This window comes from Pseudoalteromonas aliena (assembly GCF_038155085.1).
In the GTDB taxonomy this organism is placed as follows: domain Bacteria; phylum Pseudomonadota; class Gammaproteobacteria; order Enterobacterales; family Alteromonadaceae; genus Pseudoalteromonas; species Pseudoalteromonas aliena_A.
In genome coordinates this window covers 41,194-60,144 of sequence record NZ_JBAKAU010000009.1, presented here as the reverse complement: position 1 = coordinate 60,144, position 18,951 = coordinate 41,194, and the positions used below count along the sequence as shown (strand labels likewise).

The 18,951-nt window shown below is 38.7% G+C and carries 14 protein-coding genes and 1 pseudogene; 8 read left to right on the top strand and 7 right to left on the bottom strand.

Translation table 11 applies throughout. The features are described from left to right. Window positions 1-9: 9 nt before the first annotated feature. The 3 genes from holA to leuS are packed head-to-tail and all read right to left on the bottom strand — an operon-like array spanning window position 10 to window position 4,127. On the bottom strand, window positions 10-1,047 hold the full coding sequence (gene holA, locus V6260_RS10550; RefSeq protein WP_341594031.1) for a DNA polymerase III subunit delta: 1,038 nt from the start codon (window positions 1,045-1,047) through the stop codon (window positions 10-12). Continuing rightward, complete coding sequence (gene lptE / locus V6260_RS10545) at window positions 1,047-1,538, bottom strand: LPS assembly lipoprotein LptE (protein WP_138683534.1); 492 nt, start codon at window positions 1,536-1,538, stop codon at window positions 1,047-1,049. Before lptE ends, holA begins: the two co-directional genes overlap by 1 nt. Continuing rightward, window positions 1,539-4,127 carry a leucine--tRNA ligase gene (gene leuS / locus V6260_RS10540; protein WP_341594030.1) on the bottom strand — a complete coding sequence of 863 codons (2,589 nt, stop codon included), beginning with the start codon at window positions 4,125-4,127 and terminating at the stop codon, window positions 1,539-1,541. Window positions 4,128-4,301: 174 nt separating this feature from the next. On the opposite strand from leuS, the gene V6260_RS10535 reads away from it, so the two are divergent. The 4 genes from V6260_RS10535 (at window position 4,302) to V6260_RS10520 (ending at window position 8,390) form a co-directional block, all read left to right on the top strand. After that, on the top strand, window positions 4,302-4,760 hold the full coding sequence (locus V6260_RS10535; protein WP_058547530.1) for a zinc ribbon-containing protein: 459 nt from the start codon (window positions 4,302-4,304) through the stop codon (window positions 4,758-4,760). 78 nt (window positions 4,761-4,838) lie between these two features. Next, window positions 4,839-7,262: an ATP-binding protein gene (locus V6260_RS10530; protein WP_341594029.1), complete on the top strand. Its 2,424-nt coding sequence runs from the start codon at window positions 4,839-4,841 to the stop codon at window positions 7,260-7,262. Continuing rightward, on the top strand, window positions 7,263-7,739 hold the full coding sequence (locus V6260_RS10525; protein WP_341594028.1) for an FKBP-type peptidyl-prolyl cis-trans isomerase: 477 nt from the start codon (window positions 7,263-7,265) through the stop codon (window positions 7,737-7,739). Between the two features lie 138 nt (window positions 7,740-7,877). Continuing rightward, entirely contained in the window at window positions 7,878-8,390 is a 513-nt protein-coding gene (locus V6260_RS10520) for a hypothetical protein (RefSeq protein WP_341594027.1), read from the top strand. An 18-nt stretch (window positions 8,391-8,408) separates the two neighbouring features. Here the strand turns inward: V6260_RS10520 and V6260_RS10515 are convergent, their stop codons facing one another. Together V6260_RS10515 and V6260_RS10510 are read right to left on the bottom strand one after the other, a co-directional pair. Continuing rightward, the gene (locus tag V6260_RS10515; RefSeq protein WP_211014893.1) at window positions 8,409-8,933 is read right to left on the bottom strand and encodes a CIA30 family protein; all 525 of its coding nucleotides are present in this window, start codon (window positions 8,931-8,933) and stop codon (window positions 8,409-8,411) included. A gap of 64 nt (window positions 8,934-8,997) precedes the next feature. Continuing rightward, window positions 8,998-9,786 (bottom strand): hypothetical protein, encoded by a 789-nt coding sequence (locus V6260_RS10510; protein ID WP_341594026.1) that lies wholly within the window; start codon window positions 9,784-9,786, stop codon window positions 8,998-9,000. 146 nt (window positions 9,787-9,932) lie between these two features. Between V6260_RS10510 and V6260_RS10505 the strand changes: the two are divergent. Next, a pseudogene (locus V6260_RS10505) lies at window positions 9,933-10,655 on the top strand (alkene reductase); the annotation flags it as partial. Window positions 10,656-10,720: 65 nt separating this feature from the next. Here V6260_RS10505 and V6260_RS10500 read toward each other — a convergent pair. Together V6260_RS10500 and V6260_RS10495 are read right to left on the bottom strand one after the other, a co-directional pair. Continuing rightward, a complete protein-coding gene (locus V6260_RS10500) occupies window positions 10,721-11,269 on the bottom strand; it encodes a hypothetical protein (RefSeq protein WP_341594025.1) in 549 nt (182 codons plus the stop codon). A gap of 17 nt (window positions 11,270-11,286) precedes the next feature. Further along, window positions 11,287-11,862, bottom strand: coding sequence for a hypothetical protein (locus tag V6260_RS10495; protein WP_341594024.1), 576 nt, complete (start codon window positions 11,860-11,862; stop codon window positions 11,287-11,289). 244 nt (window positions 11,863-12,106) lie between these two features. Here V6260_RS10495 and V6260_RS10490 point away from each other — a divergent pair, with 244 nt between their 5' ends. The 3 genes from V6260_RS10490 to V6260_RS10480 all read left to right on the top strand — a co-directional run bounded on the left by V6260_RS10490 (window position 12,107) and on the right by V6260_RS10480 (window position 18,821). Beyond that, window positions 12,107-13,183: an RDD family protein gene (locus V6260_RS10490; RefSeq protein WP_341594023.1), complete on the top strand. Its 1,077-nt coding sequence runs from the start codon at window positions 12,107-12,109 to the stop codon at window positions 13,181-13,183. 669 nt (window positions 13,184-13,852) lie between these two features. Further along, complete coding sequence (locus V6260_RS10485) at window positions 13,853-16,786, top strand: TonB-dependent receptor plug domain-containing protein (RefSeq protein ID WP_341594022.1); 2,934 nt, start codon at window positions 13,853-13,855, stop codon at window positions 16,784-16,786. A 70-nt stretch (window positions 16,787-16,856) separates the two neighbouring features. Further along, a complete protein-coding gene (locus V6260_RS10480) occupies window positions 16,857-18,821 on the top strand; it encodes a S9 family peptidase (RefSeq protein ID WP_341594021.1) in 1,965 nt (654 codons plus the stop codon). Window positions 18,822-18,951: the final 130 nt, after the last annotated feature.

Sequence of the window (18,951 nt, the reverse complement as noted above, 5' to 3'; positions counted from 1 at the left end):
GTATCTTAATTAGCTAAGCGAGTGACAAGGCATAGGAATATCAAGCGGCTGACAAAATTTAATGCAAATATGAGCAAGCGCTTGGTATGGCGCAATTAAATTACCTTGCTTGTAGCTTGAATCAAACAACGCAAGCTCGCTACTGATATGTTCAAGGGTTTGGATGTTTAATCGGTTTATGGCGTTTTGTACCGGGCCTTGTTGGTTTTTCCAAATTGCTTTTTGCTTAAATAAGTTAGCAATAGGTTCGCCATTTAATAGTCCAAGCTGCACACTTATTAAAGTATTAAGTTCTTTATTTATAGCCCATAAAATACTCACCACTTCGGTATTGTCGCTGGCTAATTTATTGAGTACTTTAATCGCTTGTTTAGCATGCCCATTTAAAAGAGCATCGCTTAAATCAAAAATATCAAACTTGGCTTGATTAAGCAGGCCTTGCATTACCAACTGCTGGGTTATTAAAGCGTTACCGTGTAAGAGCGAAAGCTTTTCTAGCTCCTGAAAACACGCTAACAAGTTGCCTTCAGTGGCATTGATTAAGCTAATCTTTGCATCGTTTTGCATATTAAGAGACAGGCGATTAACTTGATCGTCTAACCAGCGTTTTAAATGACTACCAGCAAGCGGATAACAAGGTACAAATACACCGTGCTTATCTAAGGCTTTAAACCATGCGCCGCGTTGTACTTCTTGACTGGCTTTAGCACCTTTAATAATTAATAGTGTGTCGGGATTTATTAGCTCAATAACTTTTTTGAAGGTGTTGTTGCCAACTACGCCTGGCTTTTGTTGGTTTAAATCAAGCTCAATAATAGTGCGTGCACTAAACAAAGACATGCTTTGATATTGAGCTATAATTTCTTGCCAATCAAACCCTTGCATTAAAGTAAACTTAATTACTTCATCAAAGCCTTGGGTTTTAGCAGCGTCTCGAATTTGTTGTACGCATTGCGCTTCTTGAAAGGGCTCTTCGCCAAACACTAAATAGAAGGGTTTTAAGCCTTTTTTTAATTCACTGGTTAACTGATTAGCGTAACAGCGCATTATAGTTGTGACAGCTCTCTAACAATACGACGGCTTGCTTGTTCACGAATTTCGCTAATAAGAAGTTCAAGCTCTTTTGCTTTAGCAAGTGCGTGATCAGGGTCGTCTTGGTAGTTACGATAAAGCTCAAAGCGTTTTTCAATGGCTTTTTCACCCGGACGTTTAACGATATAAGTTACGCCATAAGCAAGTTCGTATTCAGCAACCTGACCATTTTGAAACAACGACAGGGTTTGACGTTCAATGCTTTCTTTACGAAGGTAGAGCTGTGCAATATTTTTGGCTGACGGTTTTAGCTCAACATTACTCGCTTTTAACTCATTTTTAAGAGCTGCAAATAAAGTCGATTTTTCATCATCCCCTTTAAGTGTGAGCGTTTTAAGGTTATCAGGAAGGCTGGAGGCTTTCTTTAAATGAAAGCCACAGCTAGATAACACAAAACACATTAGCACTAAAGCTAATGTGTTTTTAATGGCGTTAAAGCTAACCATTTAGTTAGCTACCACGTTAAGAAGTTTGCCTGGTACGTAAATAATTTTACGAATGGTTGCGCCATCAGTAAATTTAGTTACGTTAGCTTCTGCAAAAGCTAGTGCTTCTACTTGCTCTTGCGTTGCATCTGCTGGCACAGTTAGTTTAGCGCGCAGTTTACCGTTTACTTGTACGATGATGAGCTTTTCATCTTCAACAAGGGCAGACTCGTCAATTTTTGGCCATGCAGCATCTAAAATTTCACCTTCTTTACCAAGCTCTTTCCAAAGCTCATGCGATAAATGCGGTGTAATTGGTGCAAGCATAATAATTAATGCTTCAAGCGCTTCGTTAGCAATAGCAACGTCTTGCGTGTCGTTTAATGGTGCTTTTAATAACTTATTAGACAGCTCCATAATGGCAGCAATAGCGGTGTTAAACGTTTGACGACGCTCAACATCATCGCTCACTTTAGCAATGGCTTTATGTAGTTCACGACGAAGTACTTTTTGCGGGTTAGTAAGCGCCGATTTATCAAGTGCTTGGTAACCAACTGTTTTAACGTCTACTGCGTATTTCCATACACGTTTTAAGAAGCGGTGTGCGCCTTCTACGCCTGAGTCTGACCATTCTAGAGTTTGCTCTGGTGGTGCTGTAAACATCATGAATAAACGCACAGTATCTGCACCGTATTGGGCAATTACTTGTTGTGGGTCTATCCCGTTGTTTTTAGACTTAGACATTTTACTCATGCCTGATGAGAATACTGGCTCACCATCTTCTTTGTGCCATGCTTTAGTTACGCGGCCTTTCTCGTCGGTTTCGGTATTTACATCGCTTGGCGAGATCCATATATCGCCGCCTTTTTCATCTTTACGATAAAACGTTTCGGCAAGTACCATACCTTGACAAAGTAGGCGATCAAACGGCTCGTCTGAATCTACTAAACCAAAGTCACGTAATAATTTATGGAAAAAGCGTGAATATAATAAGTGTAAAATTGCGTGCTCAATACCACCAATGTATTGGTTTACAGGTAACCAGTAGTTTGCGGCAGCAGGGTCTAACATGCCTTCGTCGTAACGTGGGCTACAGTAACGCGCGTAATACCAAGACGATTCCATAAAGGTATCGAAGGTATCAGTCTCGTGTGTAGCAGGTACACCATTTACTGTTGTTTTAGCCCATTCTGGGTCTGCTTTAATTGGCGATGTAACACCATTCATTACTACGTCTTCAGGTAAGCGAACGGGTAGCATATCTTCTGTTGCAGCAACTTCTTGACCGTCTTCATCGCTAAGCATTGGGATTGGTGAACCCCAGTAACGCTGGCGGCTAACACCCCAATCACGTAGACGGAAGTTTACTTTACGCTCACCAACACCTAGCGCTTCTAGTTTGTCGGCAACAGCGTTAAACGCGCCTTCAAAATCAAGGCCGTCAAATTCGCCGGAATTAACTAATACACCTTTTTCGGTGAATGCTTCTTCTTTTAGGTTTACTTCAAGCTCAGAGCCTTCAACCGGTGCAATAACTTGTTTTATGTCAAGGCCGTAAGCAGTCGCAAACTCATAGTCACGCTGATCGTGTGCAGGTACAGCCATTACCGCGCCAGAGCCGTAATGCATAAGTACAAAGTTAGCAACCCAAATAGGTACTTGCTCGCCCGTTAATGGGTGAGTTGCGTAAAAGCCAGTTGCAATGCCTTTTTTCTCCATTGTTGCCATGTCTGCTTCGGCTACTTTGGTGTTTTTGCATTCTTCAACAAACATTGCAATCGCATCGCTGTTTTTAGCTGCTTCTTGTGCTATAGGGTGGCCACCGGCAACGGCAAGGTATGTTACACCCATAAATGTATCTGGGCGGGTAGTGTATACACTAAACTTTTCGTTGTTGTCAGTACGTGTAAACTCAATGTCTAACCCTTCAGAGCGACCAATCCAGTTGCGCTGCATGGTTTTAACTTGCTCAGGCCAGTCTTCTAATTTGTCTAAATCGTCTAAAAGCTCTTGTGCGTAGTCGGTAATTTTAATAAACCACTGCGGGATTTCTTTTTGCTCAACCACAGCGCCAGAGCGCCAACCACGGCCGTCAATTACTTGCTCGTTAGCAAGTACAGTTTGATCAACCGGATCCCAGTTAACAGTCGACATTTTTTTATACACTAGGCCTTTTTCGTAAAGCTTAGTGAAAAACCACTGCTCCCATTTGTAATACTCTGGGTGACAGGTTGCAATTTCGCGATCCCAGTCATAACCAAAGCCTAGTTGCTTAAGTTGGTTACGCATGTAATCAATATTTTCGTAAGTCCACTTTGCGGGGGCTGTTTTGTTTTTAATAGCAGCGTTTTCTGCAGGTAAACCAAACGCATCCCAACCCATAGGTTGCATTACGTTTTTGCCTTGCAGACGCTGGAAACGAGAAACAACATCACCAATGGTGTAGTTACGTACATGACCCATATGCAGTCGACCACTCGGGTATGGGAACATAGAAAGGCAGTAATACTTTTCTTTGCTCTCATCTTCGGTGACTTTAAATACCTGGTTTTCTTCCCAGTAACTTTGGACTTTTGACTCTATGTCTTGCGGGTTATATTGCTCTTGCATCTATGATTCCAGACTTCTTGCAAACTAATAAAAAATTGCCGATAGGATACCCCAAATAAACGCCTAATCACAGCGTATAAATACGGTTTTGTTAAAATCTAACTTTCAGTTCAGGTTAACCTATACTTATTTATATTAATGGTTAACACGCCCTTGATTTTGATGGAGTATAAAATGGCAGATTATAAAACATGGCTTAGCGATTTAACTAATTGGCTAAAAGATGTAAAAGATCATGAAGTAAAAGACGCAGTTACTCGATTTGTTGAATCTGAGCAAGCACTTAAAGACTTAGGCCAAGAAAGATACGCTTTATACAAAAGTTATTTGCAGCGTGACATAGAACACGTTCAAGAAAACGAGTCCCACTATAATTCGCTTGCGTGGCAAGAACTTAAAGAGTCGTTGTGGTTTGAGCTTTCCCACATAGAAGACAAAACCCAACTTGAATGGCAATCCCTTAGTCAAGATTTAAAGCACAATGGTGTGTATCACGTGGGCGAATGGATAGCCATGGGCACATTAGTATGTAAGAATTGCACCCATAGTTTTGATATTTATCACGCTACACAAATTACTCCGTGTATTGAATGTGATGGGATCTATTTTAGCCGTAAGGCATTACAACCCTAAATATATGTATTAAGTGGCTTGTAGGCCACTTAAGACGCCCAAAAGCCAGCGAATATGTTGGTAAAAAAAGAAGTTAGAATGACGAAAAAATTGCTGCCACTATCTGTTTCACAGCTCGCACCGAGTATTTCTACTAATCACGTAAGCACGTGTATGAGCAATCCATACCCAGAGCAACTTACCTTTATTGGCCAGCAACGTGCCCAAAGTGCCCTGGACTTTTCATTAGGAATGGAATTGCCCGGTTACAATGTTTATGTAATGGGCGAAGCTGCACATGGTCGTTTTACGCTTGTAAAAGATAAACTTAAACAACACGCCAAAGACCGCCCAACGCCAAACGAATGGTTATACGTAAATAATTACGACGACCACCGTGAGCCTATTGCGCTATTTATGCAAGCAGGGCAAAGCAAACAGTTAAGCGACGACATAGACTCGTTTTTAGATGAAGTGCTTGACACTTTTCCGGCAGCGTTTGACAACCCGGCATACCAACGCAAAAAGAAATCTATCGACCGTGAATTTAACGATGCCTACGACAGCGCAATTACTGCTGTAGAAATTGCTGCATTTGAGCAAAGCGTAGCATTAGTTGAAGAAAAAAACTCGGTAGGTTTTGCACCACTTGTTGATGGCAAGCAATTAAGTGATAACGAATTTGCAGAACTTGAAGAAAATTTACGCGAAGAGTTTTTTGAAAAAATAGAAAATCTAGAAGATGCGTTAATAGAAGCGCTCATTGAATTACCTCGTTGGAAGCGCGAATCAAAAGAAAAACAACGTAATCTTAAAAAGTCGACCGCAGAGCAAGCTACAAAACCGCTGTTAAAAGATTTAGAACACAAATACGCTACCCACATTGGTGTACTGCGTTACCTAAAAGATATACGCGTAGAAATTATTGATGCGGTACTTGAGTGGCTTGACGACGAAGACGAAAGCGAAGAAAGCAAAGAAGACTTTGACCGCAAAGGCATGCTTACCGACTTTTTTGCACCTAACATTTTAGTTGAGTTTAAAGAAGACGATGCAGCACCTGTGGTATATGAGCCAAACCCAACCTTTGGCAATATATTTGGTAAAATTGAGTATTCAACTTCGCAAGGCTCACTTATAACAAGTTACCGCTCAATTCAGCCAGGTGCTTTGCATCGTGCTAATGGTGGTTACTTAATTATGGACGCCGAAAAAGTAATGGCTAACCCACAAGTGTGGGATGGTTTAAAGCTTTCGCTTAAAACACACCAAATTAAAAACGATTTACCGTACCAAGACAGCTCAGTTGGCAGTAGTTTTACACTTCGCCCGCAACTAATACCGCTTGATGTAAAAATTATTTTATTAGGCTCTCGTGAGCTTTACTACACCATAGGTGAGTACGACGAAGAATTTGCTGAACTATTTAGAGTACTTGCCGACTTTGACTATTACTTGCCAAGTAGCGATAAACTACAGTACCAGTTTATTACTAAAGTAACGCAGTATTGTGAGCAAACTTTAAAGTGCACAACAACGCAAGCCGCTATGGTGCGTTTACTTAAGTTTAGCTACCGCCAAGCAGAACATCATAATAAGTTATCAGCGCGTTTTGCTGATGTACTTGAGCTTGTAGCAGAGGCAAGTTACTACGCGAAACAAGATAATCAAACGCTAGTTGATGCGCATCATATTGATGAAGCTATTGAAGGCAAGCAGTATCGCACCGGCCAAATTAGCGAAAATATGCTAAGCGATATAAAAGAAGGCCACACGCTTATTGCCACACAAGGCCAAGCAATTGGTAAAGTAAATGGCTTAACAGTGCTGCACATTGGCGACACCTCGTTTGGCACACCAGCACGTATAACCGCTACCGTATATGCAGGCGCCGATGGCGTAATCGATGTGGAGCGTGAAGCCGAGCTTGGTAAAGCTATTCACTCAAAAGGGGTAATGCTACTTACCGGTTATTTAGGTAACAAATACGCGCAGCACTTTAGCTTAACGCTAAGCGCCAACATAGCCATTGAGCAAAGTTATGGCTACATAGATGGCGATAGTGCATCACTGGCTGAGTTATGTGCGCTTATTTCAGCCATTACTAGTTTACCAATTAGCCAATCAATCGCGCTTACGGGCTCTATTAACCAACATGGTGATGTGCAAGCCATTGGTGGTGTAAACGAAAAAATAGAAGGCTTTTTTAAGCTGTGTAAAATGCGCGGCTTAACAGGCGAGCAGGGCGTTATTATTCCAAAATCGAACCAAGTTAACTTAGTACTTGATGACGAAATACTTGATGCAGTAGAGCGCGGTAAATTTAATATTTACGCTGTAGAAACGGTAGACCAAGCACTTAACTTATTAATGGATATTGAAGCTGGCAATATTATTGATGGCGAATACCCAGAGGATTCTGTAAACGGCATTGCTTTAGCGCGTTTAAAAGATATTGCCGATATAGTTAATGGCGATAGCGAAGACGACAAAGATGCAGAGCTTGATGAGGAAAAACACTAAATGATCAATATAATTTTAGCGGTGATCATCGCTATATTTTGTTTTTTAATATTTCAAAATAGTAAAAAAGCAAAGCAACAAGCAGGTATAAATGCACAAATTGAAGCTGACTACCTAGTAGCTAATGCCCAAATTGAGGGAGTAATAGAAACCAGCTCTGGCTTACAGTACAAAATACTGCATAAAGGCGAAAGTGAAAATACACCTAGCCCAACCAGCATGGTTAACGTGCACTACCACGGTACATTAATCGACGGTACTGTATTTGACAGCTCAGTAGATCGTAAAACGCCAATTAGCTTTGGTTTACACCAAGTAATTAAAGGTTGGACCGAAGGCTTACAACTTATGAGCCCAGGTGATAAATACATTTTTTATGTACCGCACCAACTCGCCTACGGTGAAAAGCGAGTAGGGAGTATACCCCCTGCATCACTGCTTATTTTTGAGGTAGAATTATTAGCAATAGAATCATAAGTTTTTAGCAATAAACTACTAAGGCCTCACTTTAATAAAGTGGGGCTTTTTGCTATTAACTAACAATAAAATTTACTCAAGGATTTTATTAATAGGTCGATACCTATAATAGTGACACACTATTTTAGGGATAAAGTAATGAATATTTCACCGTCTCCCATTTCCTATAAAGTACTTAGTAATAACTCTCAGCCTCCAAAGCAGCCAGATAAACAACTTAACGAGAAAGAGAGTGAGGAAGAACCAAACTATGTGTTATCAAAGTTTTTAGATACTAAAGCACAAAAATACAGTGAAGATAACGCAACGTTTGGCAATCAGTATAAAAATTTAGAAAAAGTATATAAACATTTCACAGGTCAAATTGTTGCATTACAAGAGCAAATTAATAAACTTAAGCAAAGCCCAGTTCAGCGAAGTTTATTAGTAAATAGTAGCGCCAATGAGCTAAATAAAAGTGATGCAAATTCAGCTTTAGATGCTGATCACCTAGGTGTAAAAAAATATAAAAACACACAACAGCAAGATAAAATAGATAGGCTTGAGCTACAACTCGGGGAATTAAGATCAGAGCAAGCTGCTATAAAGCAGCAAATGATTGAGCTGGTTATCAGCGAAATAAAAAGACGAGGTGATAGCTATACAATTTAAAGGCGCAGGGCTTATAAGTTAGCTTTTAAACTCGATTTTGCTCACCTCAAGTTTAAATTCACCCTCTTGTTTGTCTGCAATTAAAAAGCCTAGTTGTTTAATGTCATTAAAATTAATAGTTGCTTGTTGCTCAAGCACGCGGCCACGAAAAGTTAACGTAAAGTCACGTTGAGTAAAGTGAATATCCATCCATTCGTTTTTAGTTGTGTTAAATGAGTGCGTGTAGGCTGGCCCATCAAGGTAGTCGGATGTTCTAAGTCTTAGTTGATAGGTTTTTCCATCACCTTTAATGCGCAGCGTTATGCTTTTAGAATTTTGACCTTGGGTGTCAAGTTCGGTACGTATTGATGCGAAACCGCCGTTGTTTTCAAGCGATACATTCCCTTTAAATATTAAACTTGTAGCAGTTTGGCTCACTTGGCTATTAGATACACCGCCCATTACGGAGTCGTTTACTACATACCAATTTTGATTGGCATTAGCATGCGTCGTTAAAAATAACGCATTAAATACAAAAAGTGATGAGAGCTGTAAAGTGGTCATGGCTGTTCCTAATAGCTTTAAATTATCAATACGGCTAAATATATTATTTGTTCACTTATTAAAGCTAATTATTTTTACGGCTCCATTTCTTCATGATTTTTTCAAACATAATTTCTTTATCAGTTTTATCTTCAGGGCAGGGTTTGCCGCTACCTTGAGGCAAACCGTTACTGCCAAATACGGTTGCTGTGTCTATTAAATAACATTTGCCATTAAACTTTTCTAAGCGCTTAGTCCCCGTTGTATTTTGGCTAATTACTTCTGACTTATCAGACTTCACTGGCGTTTTAATAGTGGGCTCGTTGTTTATCTCTTCATTTGTAGAGCCTTTACCTTCACCAAAGGTGATCATTTTTTTATGAGTCATATTATTTATGGGTGAGTCAAACACCGGTGCATAAGAGTTTAGCTTTTTAAATGTTTGAGGCGATTTTGGCGAAGGAGTCGAAGACGATTTTGCAGGTGCGGCTGGCTGTGATTTAAGAGGTTCAGCAGAGTTATTTTTAAGCTCTGTTTGCGTCTTTGGTAACGTCGTACGTTTAGCTTGAGTGTTTTGAGTCACCTTTACTTTGGCTTTTGTAGAACCCGCTTTTATAGGTGTAGTGTTAGAGGTCGCCGCATTTGAGGTATCTGATTTAGTATCTACAGGTTTTATATCAGGTGCATTGGTTGTTGTAGCTACTGGGCTTGGCTTAGGATGGCTTGCTAAATTAACCGTAACATAGGCTTGTACTATTGCGCTATTTTCCTTTTGTGGCTGCGTAACTTTAATCGATTGTGAAAGCAAAAAGTACAACACAATAGCGTGTATACAAAACGATATAGCACACGGCCATGCTTTCCCTTTATTCACATTAAACCCTCAACTTAATAGTGCTGTTATAAGTCAATAAATCTTATTTAGTTCATCTTAAGTTAAGGCGTTTTACCATGGAATATTGTTGCAAATTAAACAAAACTATTTTGCAATTTTTGTTATCTTTGAATTTATTTAAACGCGTTATGTTTGCTCAACTTTGGCATGTAGGCCGAATAACACACATTGATAACACAGGGGGCGTGCAGCCAATATCAGCATGCAAAAGACGTAAAAGTATTTGTAGATACTAACGGCGAACCTGGCTTTGTAGGTACTGAGTTACCACGTGAGATGAGCAAGTAAGATATTGAAAATGTCCTAGCAGAATTTCGCTAAGCGGCTAAAAAAGGCAGTAGATGCGGGCTTTGATGGTATAGAGCTTCACGCGGCTAACGGGTATTTAATTAACCAATTTTTAGACTCGCAATCAAACGCACGTATTGATGAATATGGTGGCAGCGGACAAAACCGTTGGCGCTTTTTAGTTGAAGTAGTCAATGCTGTAGGTGATGAAATTGGCAGTAAAAAAGTAGGTGTAAGACTTGCGCCACTTGCCACGCTTAACGGTACCGTTGACGATAACCCAGAGCAAACATACTTGGCCGTTGCACACGTATTAAATGATGCTGGCGTAGGTTATATGCATATTGCTGAAGCAGGCTGGGATGATGCATCTATAATGAATGTGGAGTCTAAACAGTCTATTCGTAAAGCGTACAGCGGTGTATTATTACGCAGGTAAATACAATAAAGAGCGCGCCGATGAAGCTCTTGCACAAGGCAAACCGCTAAATAGCCACAACTCAGACACTCTACTTGGTGGTGCAGAGCAAGGCTATATTGATTATCCAATCGAAAATTAAATTTATATATAAATAAGGAGCTGTAACATACCGCTCCTTATTTATTTTAATTCCACTGAGAGTACCTACTTAATTGCAGTAATAAACTCTTCGTCAGAATACAAGTTCTTAAGTAATTTTTGAACAAGCTCTACATAGCTTCGTTGACCATTTGGGATTGCAATTGCTCCAATAAATGAAGAGTCGAAATCATATTCAGCTGAAATTACTTTTTCAAATAAAACTGCATCGTCCTCTGAAACAACAAAATTTACTTTTATGAACGAATTCCCCTCTGAGAACCCTGTTACATCGATATCTTGGTCAATAACCTTGCCAGTCACTTGCTTTTTAGCAACACCAGACCAAAGTTTAGCCAGTTTTAATTCTTGTATTAAAGCGCTCTCAATATATTCACCGTAGCTGTTGCCAACAGATGAAACAAGAGGAGAGCCACGAAGTGATATCTTATTCAATTTTTTTTCAGATTCAATTTTTCCAACTGAGACTGGATTATTAGACTCTTCTTTTAGTTTAGAAACGTTGCTGATATTTGCACTATAAGGTGGTACCTGAATAGTACATGCGCATAAAAATAAAGCCGCGATTAAACCTAGTGAATTTTTATACTTCATTTTACTTCTGTCCTTATTTATAAATCTGATTGATCAAGCTCTACAACTAATTTGTTAAATGCTTCTTCTGTTGCACGTTTTGCAGATAAAGAAAAGTCATTTTTAAATTCATCAAATTCAGCTTTGCCAAAACCTTTAACTTCATTATTCCATGCTATATCTCCACTGTTATTTAAAGTTTTACAGTTTAGCGTGAAAGTAAATTCTGTAGGAGGCCATGTGAATAAGCTATCTGAGCTAGATTGCGTTGTAATTGTCGGTATGAATACATACTCAATTTTTTTATCTTTTAAAAATGTACTATCAGTTAATGATTCAAGCTTATAAACGTTTTCAAATTTATTAGAAAGCACAGTATAAAGCGCTGCTTCTGTGTCTTTGTAAGGTTTGTAACTAATATTATCGCCACCACCACCAGGTGTTTTCACTTGTTTTTTAATGTCATCTTCAGAAATATAATAGCCTACAACTGATGCCGATTTATTTTCTGTTACCTGAAGTTTTTCAGTGTCTGGATTTAAACTTATCTGATGAGCACAGCCACTCAAGACAAGTACCGAAAACAAGAAAAACACGTTAGTTAATAACTTCAAAATATACTCCATATATTTAATTTTCTAGTGTGAAAGCAGTTTCAGCATCAATATATGCTTAACAGTTACCTTTGTAAATTATGTTAACGCTATATTTGTAAATGGTTGTAACTTTTAGTGTTTGTAATTTTCTATCTTCGTTGGGTATGGTGGCGGATTTCTTCAAAAATAAAGTAGAGTTGATCTTGAGCTAAAAATAAAAAGCGCGTAAGTTAAATGTTTTACCCATTTTAAAAACATAAAAATGAAGGCCAAAGAAATAGAACAATTAGCATTATCGGACTCTGAAACTAAAGACGTGATCACCCCACATGCCTTTAAAATTGACCAAGCATTATTAGGCATACCTTTAGCTACCCCTATTAAACGTGCAATGGCGATGATTATAGATGTCACTTTGATATTTATGGCCGCTAAGCTAAGCGCGACTTTAATTGCATTTGTAGCTGCGATGGCTTTTTATAAAGGCACTGCGCAGCAATACCTGCCAAAAATGTCATCGTTTTGGCGCAGAGCTCTAAAACTTTTTGCAGCGAGCTTTTTGTTTGTAAGCGCACTCACCGTGCTCTCATTAGCGATAGATTTTTTTGAAGACGATAACGCTATTCAAGGTATACGAATAGAAAAAACGCAGAAAAACGATGAGTTAAGTGAGCATGACAAATCAATAATACGCACATATTTAGCGCAAACAGGCGACGGTAAAAACTGCGATGATGTTTGCCAAAGCGCTGCTCGTGCTAATTTAGTTGGCCAATTACCAGCGCTTGCTGAAATTGAAGACGTTGGCGGGATTGAAGTTACGCGCACGTTATTGCAGTTAATGGCTATTGATGATAAGCCTATAGCGGCAGATGATTTTAAAAATAATGATACAGAGCTAAAGAGCATTTCGGGCGAAGCTTCAGATGAAAGCAATATAGTTGAAAAAGCAGACACTAAAAGCGAGAAAAGCAAACCTGTCACCAGCATTTTGCAGTGGGGCAAAGGCATTATTCAAGACCTAGGCCTTGGCTTTGGTTGGGCCGCTGTATACTTTACGTTGTTCTCGTTATTATGGCGTGGACAAACCCCAGGTAAAAAAGCATGTAATATTCGCGTAGTAGCACTTAGCGGTGAGCCATTAGGTTTATTAGATTGCTTTGGGCGCTACGGCGGCTATGGGGCTGGTTTTGCCACAGGTTTATTAGGCTTTTTACAAGTGTATTGGGACCCAAACAGGCAAGCCATTCAAGATAAAATATCAGCCACTGTGGTTATTAAAGGCAGCTTAGATCAACTAGTGAGTACTCAAACTGTTGTAGATACAGTAGGAGATTAGCTTTGGTTTTATTGTTTAATTTAATTTAATTATAAGGATGTTTATGAAATAACATTTAACTAATGTTACTTGTATTCTAACTTATAAAACGTAGTTATATATTTTATGCTATGTGTAAATTCCTAAATTTACTCTAAAAGCAAAGTCATATTAACTGTATAGGCAGTCTAGTGTTCGTTATTTAGATCATTTTTAATACATTAAATCTTTCTTTTTATTGCGTCCTAGAAAGCTCTATCAACTAGTAATATATATGAACAATCAAAGTCCACTTTTGAAATAACCCTCATTTATTTTAGAACGAAATAGATGTACAAAAAAGCCAAATCTAAGAGTGATATCTTAAATTTACTGCATAAAATCATCTAAATGAAAGTTTGTTCAACCTATTCTTCAATTCGAAATAGGGTTGGATTTGTATGCTTTTTGTACAAATTAGGTGTGCATATATAACGTATTATTACTGCCTAGAGAATTAGGTTGCTCTTTTGAATGCAGTCAATTAAAAATTATCAATGTAAATAAGTTTGTTTTTTTGTTATTGCCATGTTGACCAAAGTGTTTCGTTAGGATTAATATGTAAAATCAAAAGGGGTACTAATGTTAATTTAGAACCTTTTCGAAATAAAATAATTAAAATTGTATTCTAGGGATAATAGGGATTATCAAATGTTAAATAATAAAATTTCAAAGGCAGTTCGCATAGCGATTGCTTTTGGTGCAGCAACAACAGCTACTTTCTCAGCTAGCTCGTTTGCAGCGGAAGAAGAAAATGTAGAACAAGTAGAAAAAATTCAAGTTTTAGGTTCTCGTATACGTACCGATAGTTTTGCTAGTGATACACCAATTACTATTATTTCTGTCGCAGACGCAGCTAATCAAGGGATTACATCTCTAGGTGAGTTATTGCGTACAAGCACAATTGCTGCCGGCTCTAGCCAAGTAACATCGGCATTATCTGTTGGTTATGTAACTTCCGGTGGTTCAGGTGCAGAAACTATTTCAATGCGTGGTCTTGGTGCTAACCGTACTTTAGTATTATTAAACGGCCGCCGAGCGGGACCTGCGGGTACTCGTGGACAAGTATCATCATTTGATATGAATGCATTACCAATCTCTGCAATTGAACGTATTGAAGTGTTAAAAGATGGCGCTTCGTCTTTGTATGGTTCTGATGCCGTTGCTGGTGTAATTAATATTATTACTAAAAAAGGTGATGACAAATCTGTATCAGTAGATGTTTCACAGCCATTTGAATCAGGTGGTGAGCAGCAACGTATTAATTTCTCTATCGGTGAAGAATTTAAAAAAGGCTCAATCCGCGTAGTAGGCGACTATAAAGTACAACATGAATTACAGCGAGGCGATCGTGAGTTTTTCGATTGTACTGCCCGTAACTATTACAATGCAGACGGTGAACGAGCCGATCCAATTGATCCTCGTACAGGTGAATACCATTGTAACGAAAGCGGCTATGGTTTGTGGTTAACTAATGATGGTGCATCTAACTTTGAATCTGGTTATGGCTCTTACGATTACGATGGCTTTTTCGGAAGTAATGGCTATAGCAGCTTCAATGATGCCGCTAGTGCTCCAGGTGATTTCACGACTCCAGAAGGTTGGTATAATGTAGGGTTTGATAAAGAGTCGGATGGGTGGAGAAACTTAGAACATCCGTTTTCTGATAACGAGTCGATGATACCTAAAACAGCTACTTACTCATTATTCTTACAAGGCGATTATAGCTTTACTAATGATATAAGTGGTTATGCAGAAGCTTTATACAGCTCTCGTAAAACTGAAACGCAAGCATACCGTCAATTTTGGGTTGGTGATATAGCTCGACCTGATGCCGATTTATATGAAGGTTTTGGTGGTGATGTTCGAGTTATGCCTGTTGCACTGACAGATCATTATGGTAGTGAAACCACTATTGATTATAGACGTTTTGTTCTAGGTCTAGAAGGTACTCTAGGTTTTTGGGACTGGGATATTTCTTATCAAAATAGTCACAGCGAAGGCGAATATCAAAACAAAGTAATTTATCGCGATTCAATGGTAATGGCGCAACAACATTTAGGTAATGGAACAACATGTTCTGGTGAGGTTACGGCTAACTCAGGTAAAACATGTGTTGATGTACCTTGGGCTGACCCTCAATTTTTGTATGGTAATCCTTCAGATGAAGTTCGTAACTTCTTATTTGGTGAAGAGACAGGTGTAACCATTTACAAACAACAAACTCTGGAAGCATACATTACAGGTGATTTATTTGAATTACCTGCTGGTGCCGTTGGCAGTGCATTTGGTATGTCTTATCAAAAAGATGAACTTGATGATACACCAGGAGTTGCTTCTTCGACAGGTAACTCTTGGGGCTTAAGTAGTGCAAGCCGTACGGCGGGTTCACAAAATACTCGTGCCGTATTCGGTGAAATTCGTATTCCTCTTTTTGAAGGAGAGTCATGGGCTGAACGCATGGAGTTGTCAACTTCTGGACGTTGGACTGATGTATCTACTTATGGTAGCGATACTACATTTAAAGTTGGTTTAACTTGGGAAGTTGTTGATGGTTTCACGATACGTGGCTCTCGTGGTTCATCATTCCGTTCTCCTGCATTATATGAGTTATATTTAGCAGGGCAAACAGGTTTCCTAGGCCAAAATTCAGTTGATCCATGTTTTGACTATGGTGCTGGGTATGAAGATGGTACTGTTTCTGAACGTATTTATAATAACTGTTTAGCGTCTGGTGTACCGACTGATTATGATGGCTCTACTGCAAGTTCAGCGACAAGCGTAACTAGTGGTGGTGCAGGACGTTTAACAGCTGAAACTTCGATTTCTGAAGGCTTTGGTTTTGTTTGGACAAGCCCTGAAAATACTTATGCATTCTCAGCTGATTATTACAAAGTTGATATTAGTAACCAAGTAGCTAATTTAGGTGGCAGTGATATAACAAGTACTTGTTATAATTCTGAAAACTTTCCGAACGATCCTATTTGTGCACAGTTTACGCGTAATGATGGAACAGATGGCAACTATGGTATTGATACTATTTACGGAGGATATACTAATGTTGCAAATCAGGGGACTCGTGGGGTTGATCTAAACTTCTCATACCGTGACGATTTTGATTTTGGTTCTGTATATTTCAACATTGAACATACAGTTCAATTAGAACGTACATATCAGTTATTTGCTGACAGTGAACCAAGCCAATACATTGGTGAAATTGGAGATCCTAAGCATGTTGGTAATATTTCAGCAACATTTAAAAAGGACGATTGGAGCTTAACATGGACTACACGTTATGTTGATGAAACGAATGACTACGAATATTATGATGATTCAAATGAATCAACATATCGTGGTGAAGATATTACATTCATAGCTGAAACGCCTAAAGTATTTTACCACTCGTTATCGGGTAATATGCAGCTTGACCAATTTGATATAACAATGGGTATCGCGAATGTTTTTGACGAAGAGCCACCGCAAGTATCACCTAGTTATGTAAGAGCCGTTGGTAACAGTGCGCTTTATTCACAGTATGATAATTTAGGTCGTAGATTCTTTGCGAATGTTACTTATAATTTTTAATTAGCATTTAAGTTAGAGTCTATTTATTAAGCCCTCGTAGGAGGGCTTTTTTATTGATAAGGAAATACTTATGAATAATATAGCTAAATTTACTTTAGGTATGTTTTTAGTTGCTGCATCAGTAGGGGCTACGGCCAAGGTCGATAGTATTAAGTTGCAAAACTATGCTAAGCATGCGCAGTTTATAAATATGAAAATCTCACCAGATGGTAAACATCTTGCTGCGACAACCAGAACGGAAACAGGAGCAATTAGACTAACGATACTTAGTGTGAGTAACAATGAGATTGTTTCTATTACCGAAGGAAAGGAAAGTGAAGCCGTTGCAGACTTTGGCTGGGCAGATAATGAACGAGTAATAGTTTCACTCGCTCAAGAATACGGTTCTTATGACGCGCCAATGGCAACAGGTGATCTTTTATCTATCAATGTTAATGGAAAAAATAAAACAATCATAGCAGGTCCTCGTTCTGAAGACTCAAGAATACGTATAGCAAGAATAATAGACTTATTACCAGAGGTTGATGATGAGCTTATAATTTCTTCCTTTTCACCATTTTCTGAAGAGCCCTATTTGGAGTTACAGCGAGTAAAAGCAAGTTCAGGGCGTAAGAAGAATATGGGCAAGCTTCCTTTACGAGTGTACAAAGGAACCAATACTAGCGTGTTATTAGATCACAATGGTATTGCAAGGCTGGCAACAGGTATTGCCCCAGATAAAAATAATCAAAGCATTGTAGTTACACGGGATAATAAAGATGATGAGTGGCATGAGGTACTGCGCTTTGACAGTGACTCAGGTTCGTTCACTCCTCTTACCTTTTTAGCTGATAATTCAACTGTTGTTGGTATTAGTGATAATACGACAGATACGTTATCTATTTCTTCATTTGACTTAAAAACTAACAAGCAAACGGTACAAGTCACTCATCCAGATACTGACTTACTTCCTATTGTTAGTATTAATAACGGGAAGGTCAATGAAGTAATTGGAGCAAGTTATGAACTAGACTCAATTGAAAATGTGTTTTTGGAGGACATAACTGATACTGGCTTTGCTAATATATTGGCGAGCCTATCTAATTCATTCAAAAACCAAACCGTAGAGATTACTTCGTCGACCTTAGATAATGCTAAGTTGGTTATAACGGTTAGCTCTGCAAATAATCCTAAACAGTTTTACTTATTTGATACAAAACAACGTAGGTTAAGTGTAATTATAAAGTCAAAGCCATGGCTGGATAAAAAAGATATTCCAAAAACAAGTTTGATTTCTTATAAAACGCGAGATGGTATAAATATCCGAGGGTTATTAACATTACCTATTGATGCAAATAAAAATTTGCCACTAGTAATGCATCCGCATGGTGGGCCACATGGGATTAGGGATTCATTATCAACTTTGAGTAGTGATGCTAAGGTTCTTGCTTCACATGGTTATGCTGTTTTCCAGCCAAACTATCGTGGTTCAGGTGGTTATGGTAAAGATTTTATGCAGCAAGGCTACCAGAACTGGGGTACAAGCATGATCGATGATATGACCGATGGTGTGAACTTCCTTATTGAGCAAGGAGTCGTCGATAAAGATCGAGTATGTTCGTATGGAGCATCTTATGGTGGCTATGCCGCTATTCAAAGTGCTATTCGCGAACCCGATCTTTATAAGTGTGCTGTCGGCTTTGTTGGTGTTTACGATTTACAACTTATGTTTGAAGAAGGAGATATCTCAGAATCATCTTCTGGTTTAAATTATTTAGAGAGCGTTCTTCCTAAAACAAAAGAACTTCGTGAGGCACAATCACCTGTATACAACGTAGATAAGCTAAAAGCACCTGTGTTTATTATTCAAGGCGGGCAAGATGTAAGGGTTCCTGAAGAGCATGCATTCAGACTAAGAGATGCGCTTAAAAAACGTAATCATCCTGTAGAATGGATGTATAAAAAAGGCGAAGGGCATGGTTTTTATAAACCAGAACACAATGTTGAACGCTGGGAGAAAATGCTAACATTTTTCGAAAAAAATATTGGTAAATAATTTATCGCCCCTTTAAATTATCTAGGGTTATTTAAAGGGGCGATGTACACAGTTTAGAGCAATACTTTCAATTAGTTTGAAGAATATAATTATAATTCGCTTCCAATTAAGGTTATTGCTAAAATTCGTT

Coding starts and splice junctions, on each gene's coding strand:
- V6260_RS10525 (WP_341594028.1), top strand. CDS start 7,263: ATGATCAATATAATTTTAGCGGTGATCATCGCTATATTTTGTTTTTTA.
- V6260_RS10535 (WP_058547530.1), top strand. CDS start 4,302: ATGGCAGATTATAAAACATGGCTTAGCGATTTAACTAATTGGCTAAAA.
- leuS (WP_341594030.1), bottom strand. CDS start 4,127: ATGCAAGAGCAATATAACCCGCAAGACATAGAGTCAAAAGTCCAAAGT.
- V6260_RS10515 (WP_211014893.1), bottom strand. CDS start 8,933: ATGACCACTTTACAGCTCTCATCACTTTTTGTATTTAATGCGTTATTT.
- lptE (WP_138683534.1), bottom strand. CDS start 1,538: ATGGTTAGCTTTAACGCCATTAAAAACACATTAGCTTTAGTGCTAATG.
- holA (WP_341594031.1), bottom strand. CDS start 1,047: ATGCGCTGTTACGCTAATCAGTTAACCAGTGAATTAAAAAAAGGCTTA.
- V6260_RS10520 (WP_341594027.1), top strand. CDS start 7,878: ATGAATATTTCACCGTCTCCCATTTCCTATAAAGTACTTAGTAATAAC.
- V6260_RS10485 (WP_341594022.1), top strand. CDS start 13,853: ATGTTAAATAATAAAATTTCAAAGGCAGTTCGCATAGCGATTGCTTTT.
- V6260_RS10490 (WP_341594023.1), top strand. CDS start 12,107: ATGAAGGCCAAAGAAATAGAACAATTAGCATTATCGGACTCTGAAACT.
- V6260_RS10500 (WP_341594025.1), bottom strand. CDS start 11,269: ATGAAGTATAAAAATTCACTAGGTTTAATCGCGGCTTTATTTTTATGC.
- V6260_RS10480 (WP_341594021.1), top strand. CDS start 16,857: ATGAATAATATAGCTAAATTTACTTTAGGTATGTTTTTAGTTGCTGCA.
- V6260_RS10530 (WP_341594029.1), top strand. CDS start 4,839: ATGACGAAAAAATTGCTGCCACTATCTGTTTCACAGCTCGCACCGAGT.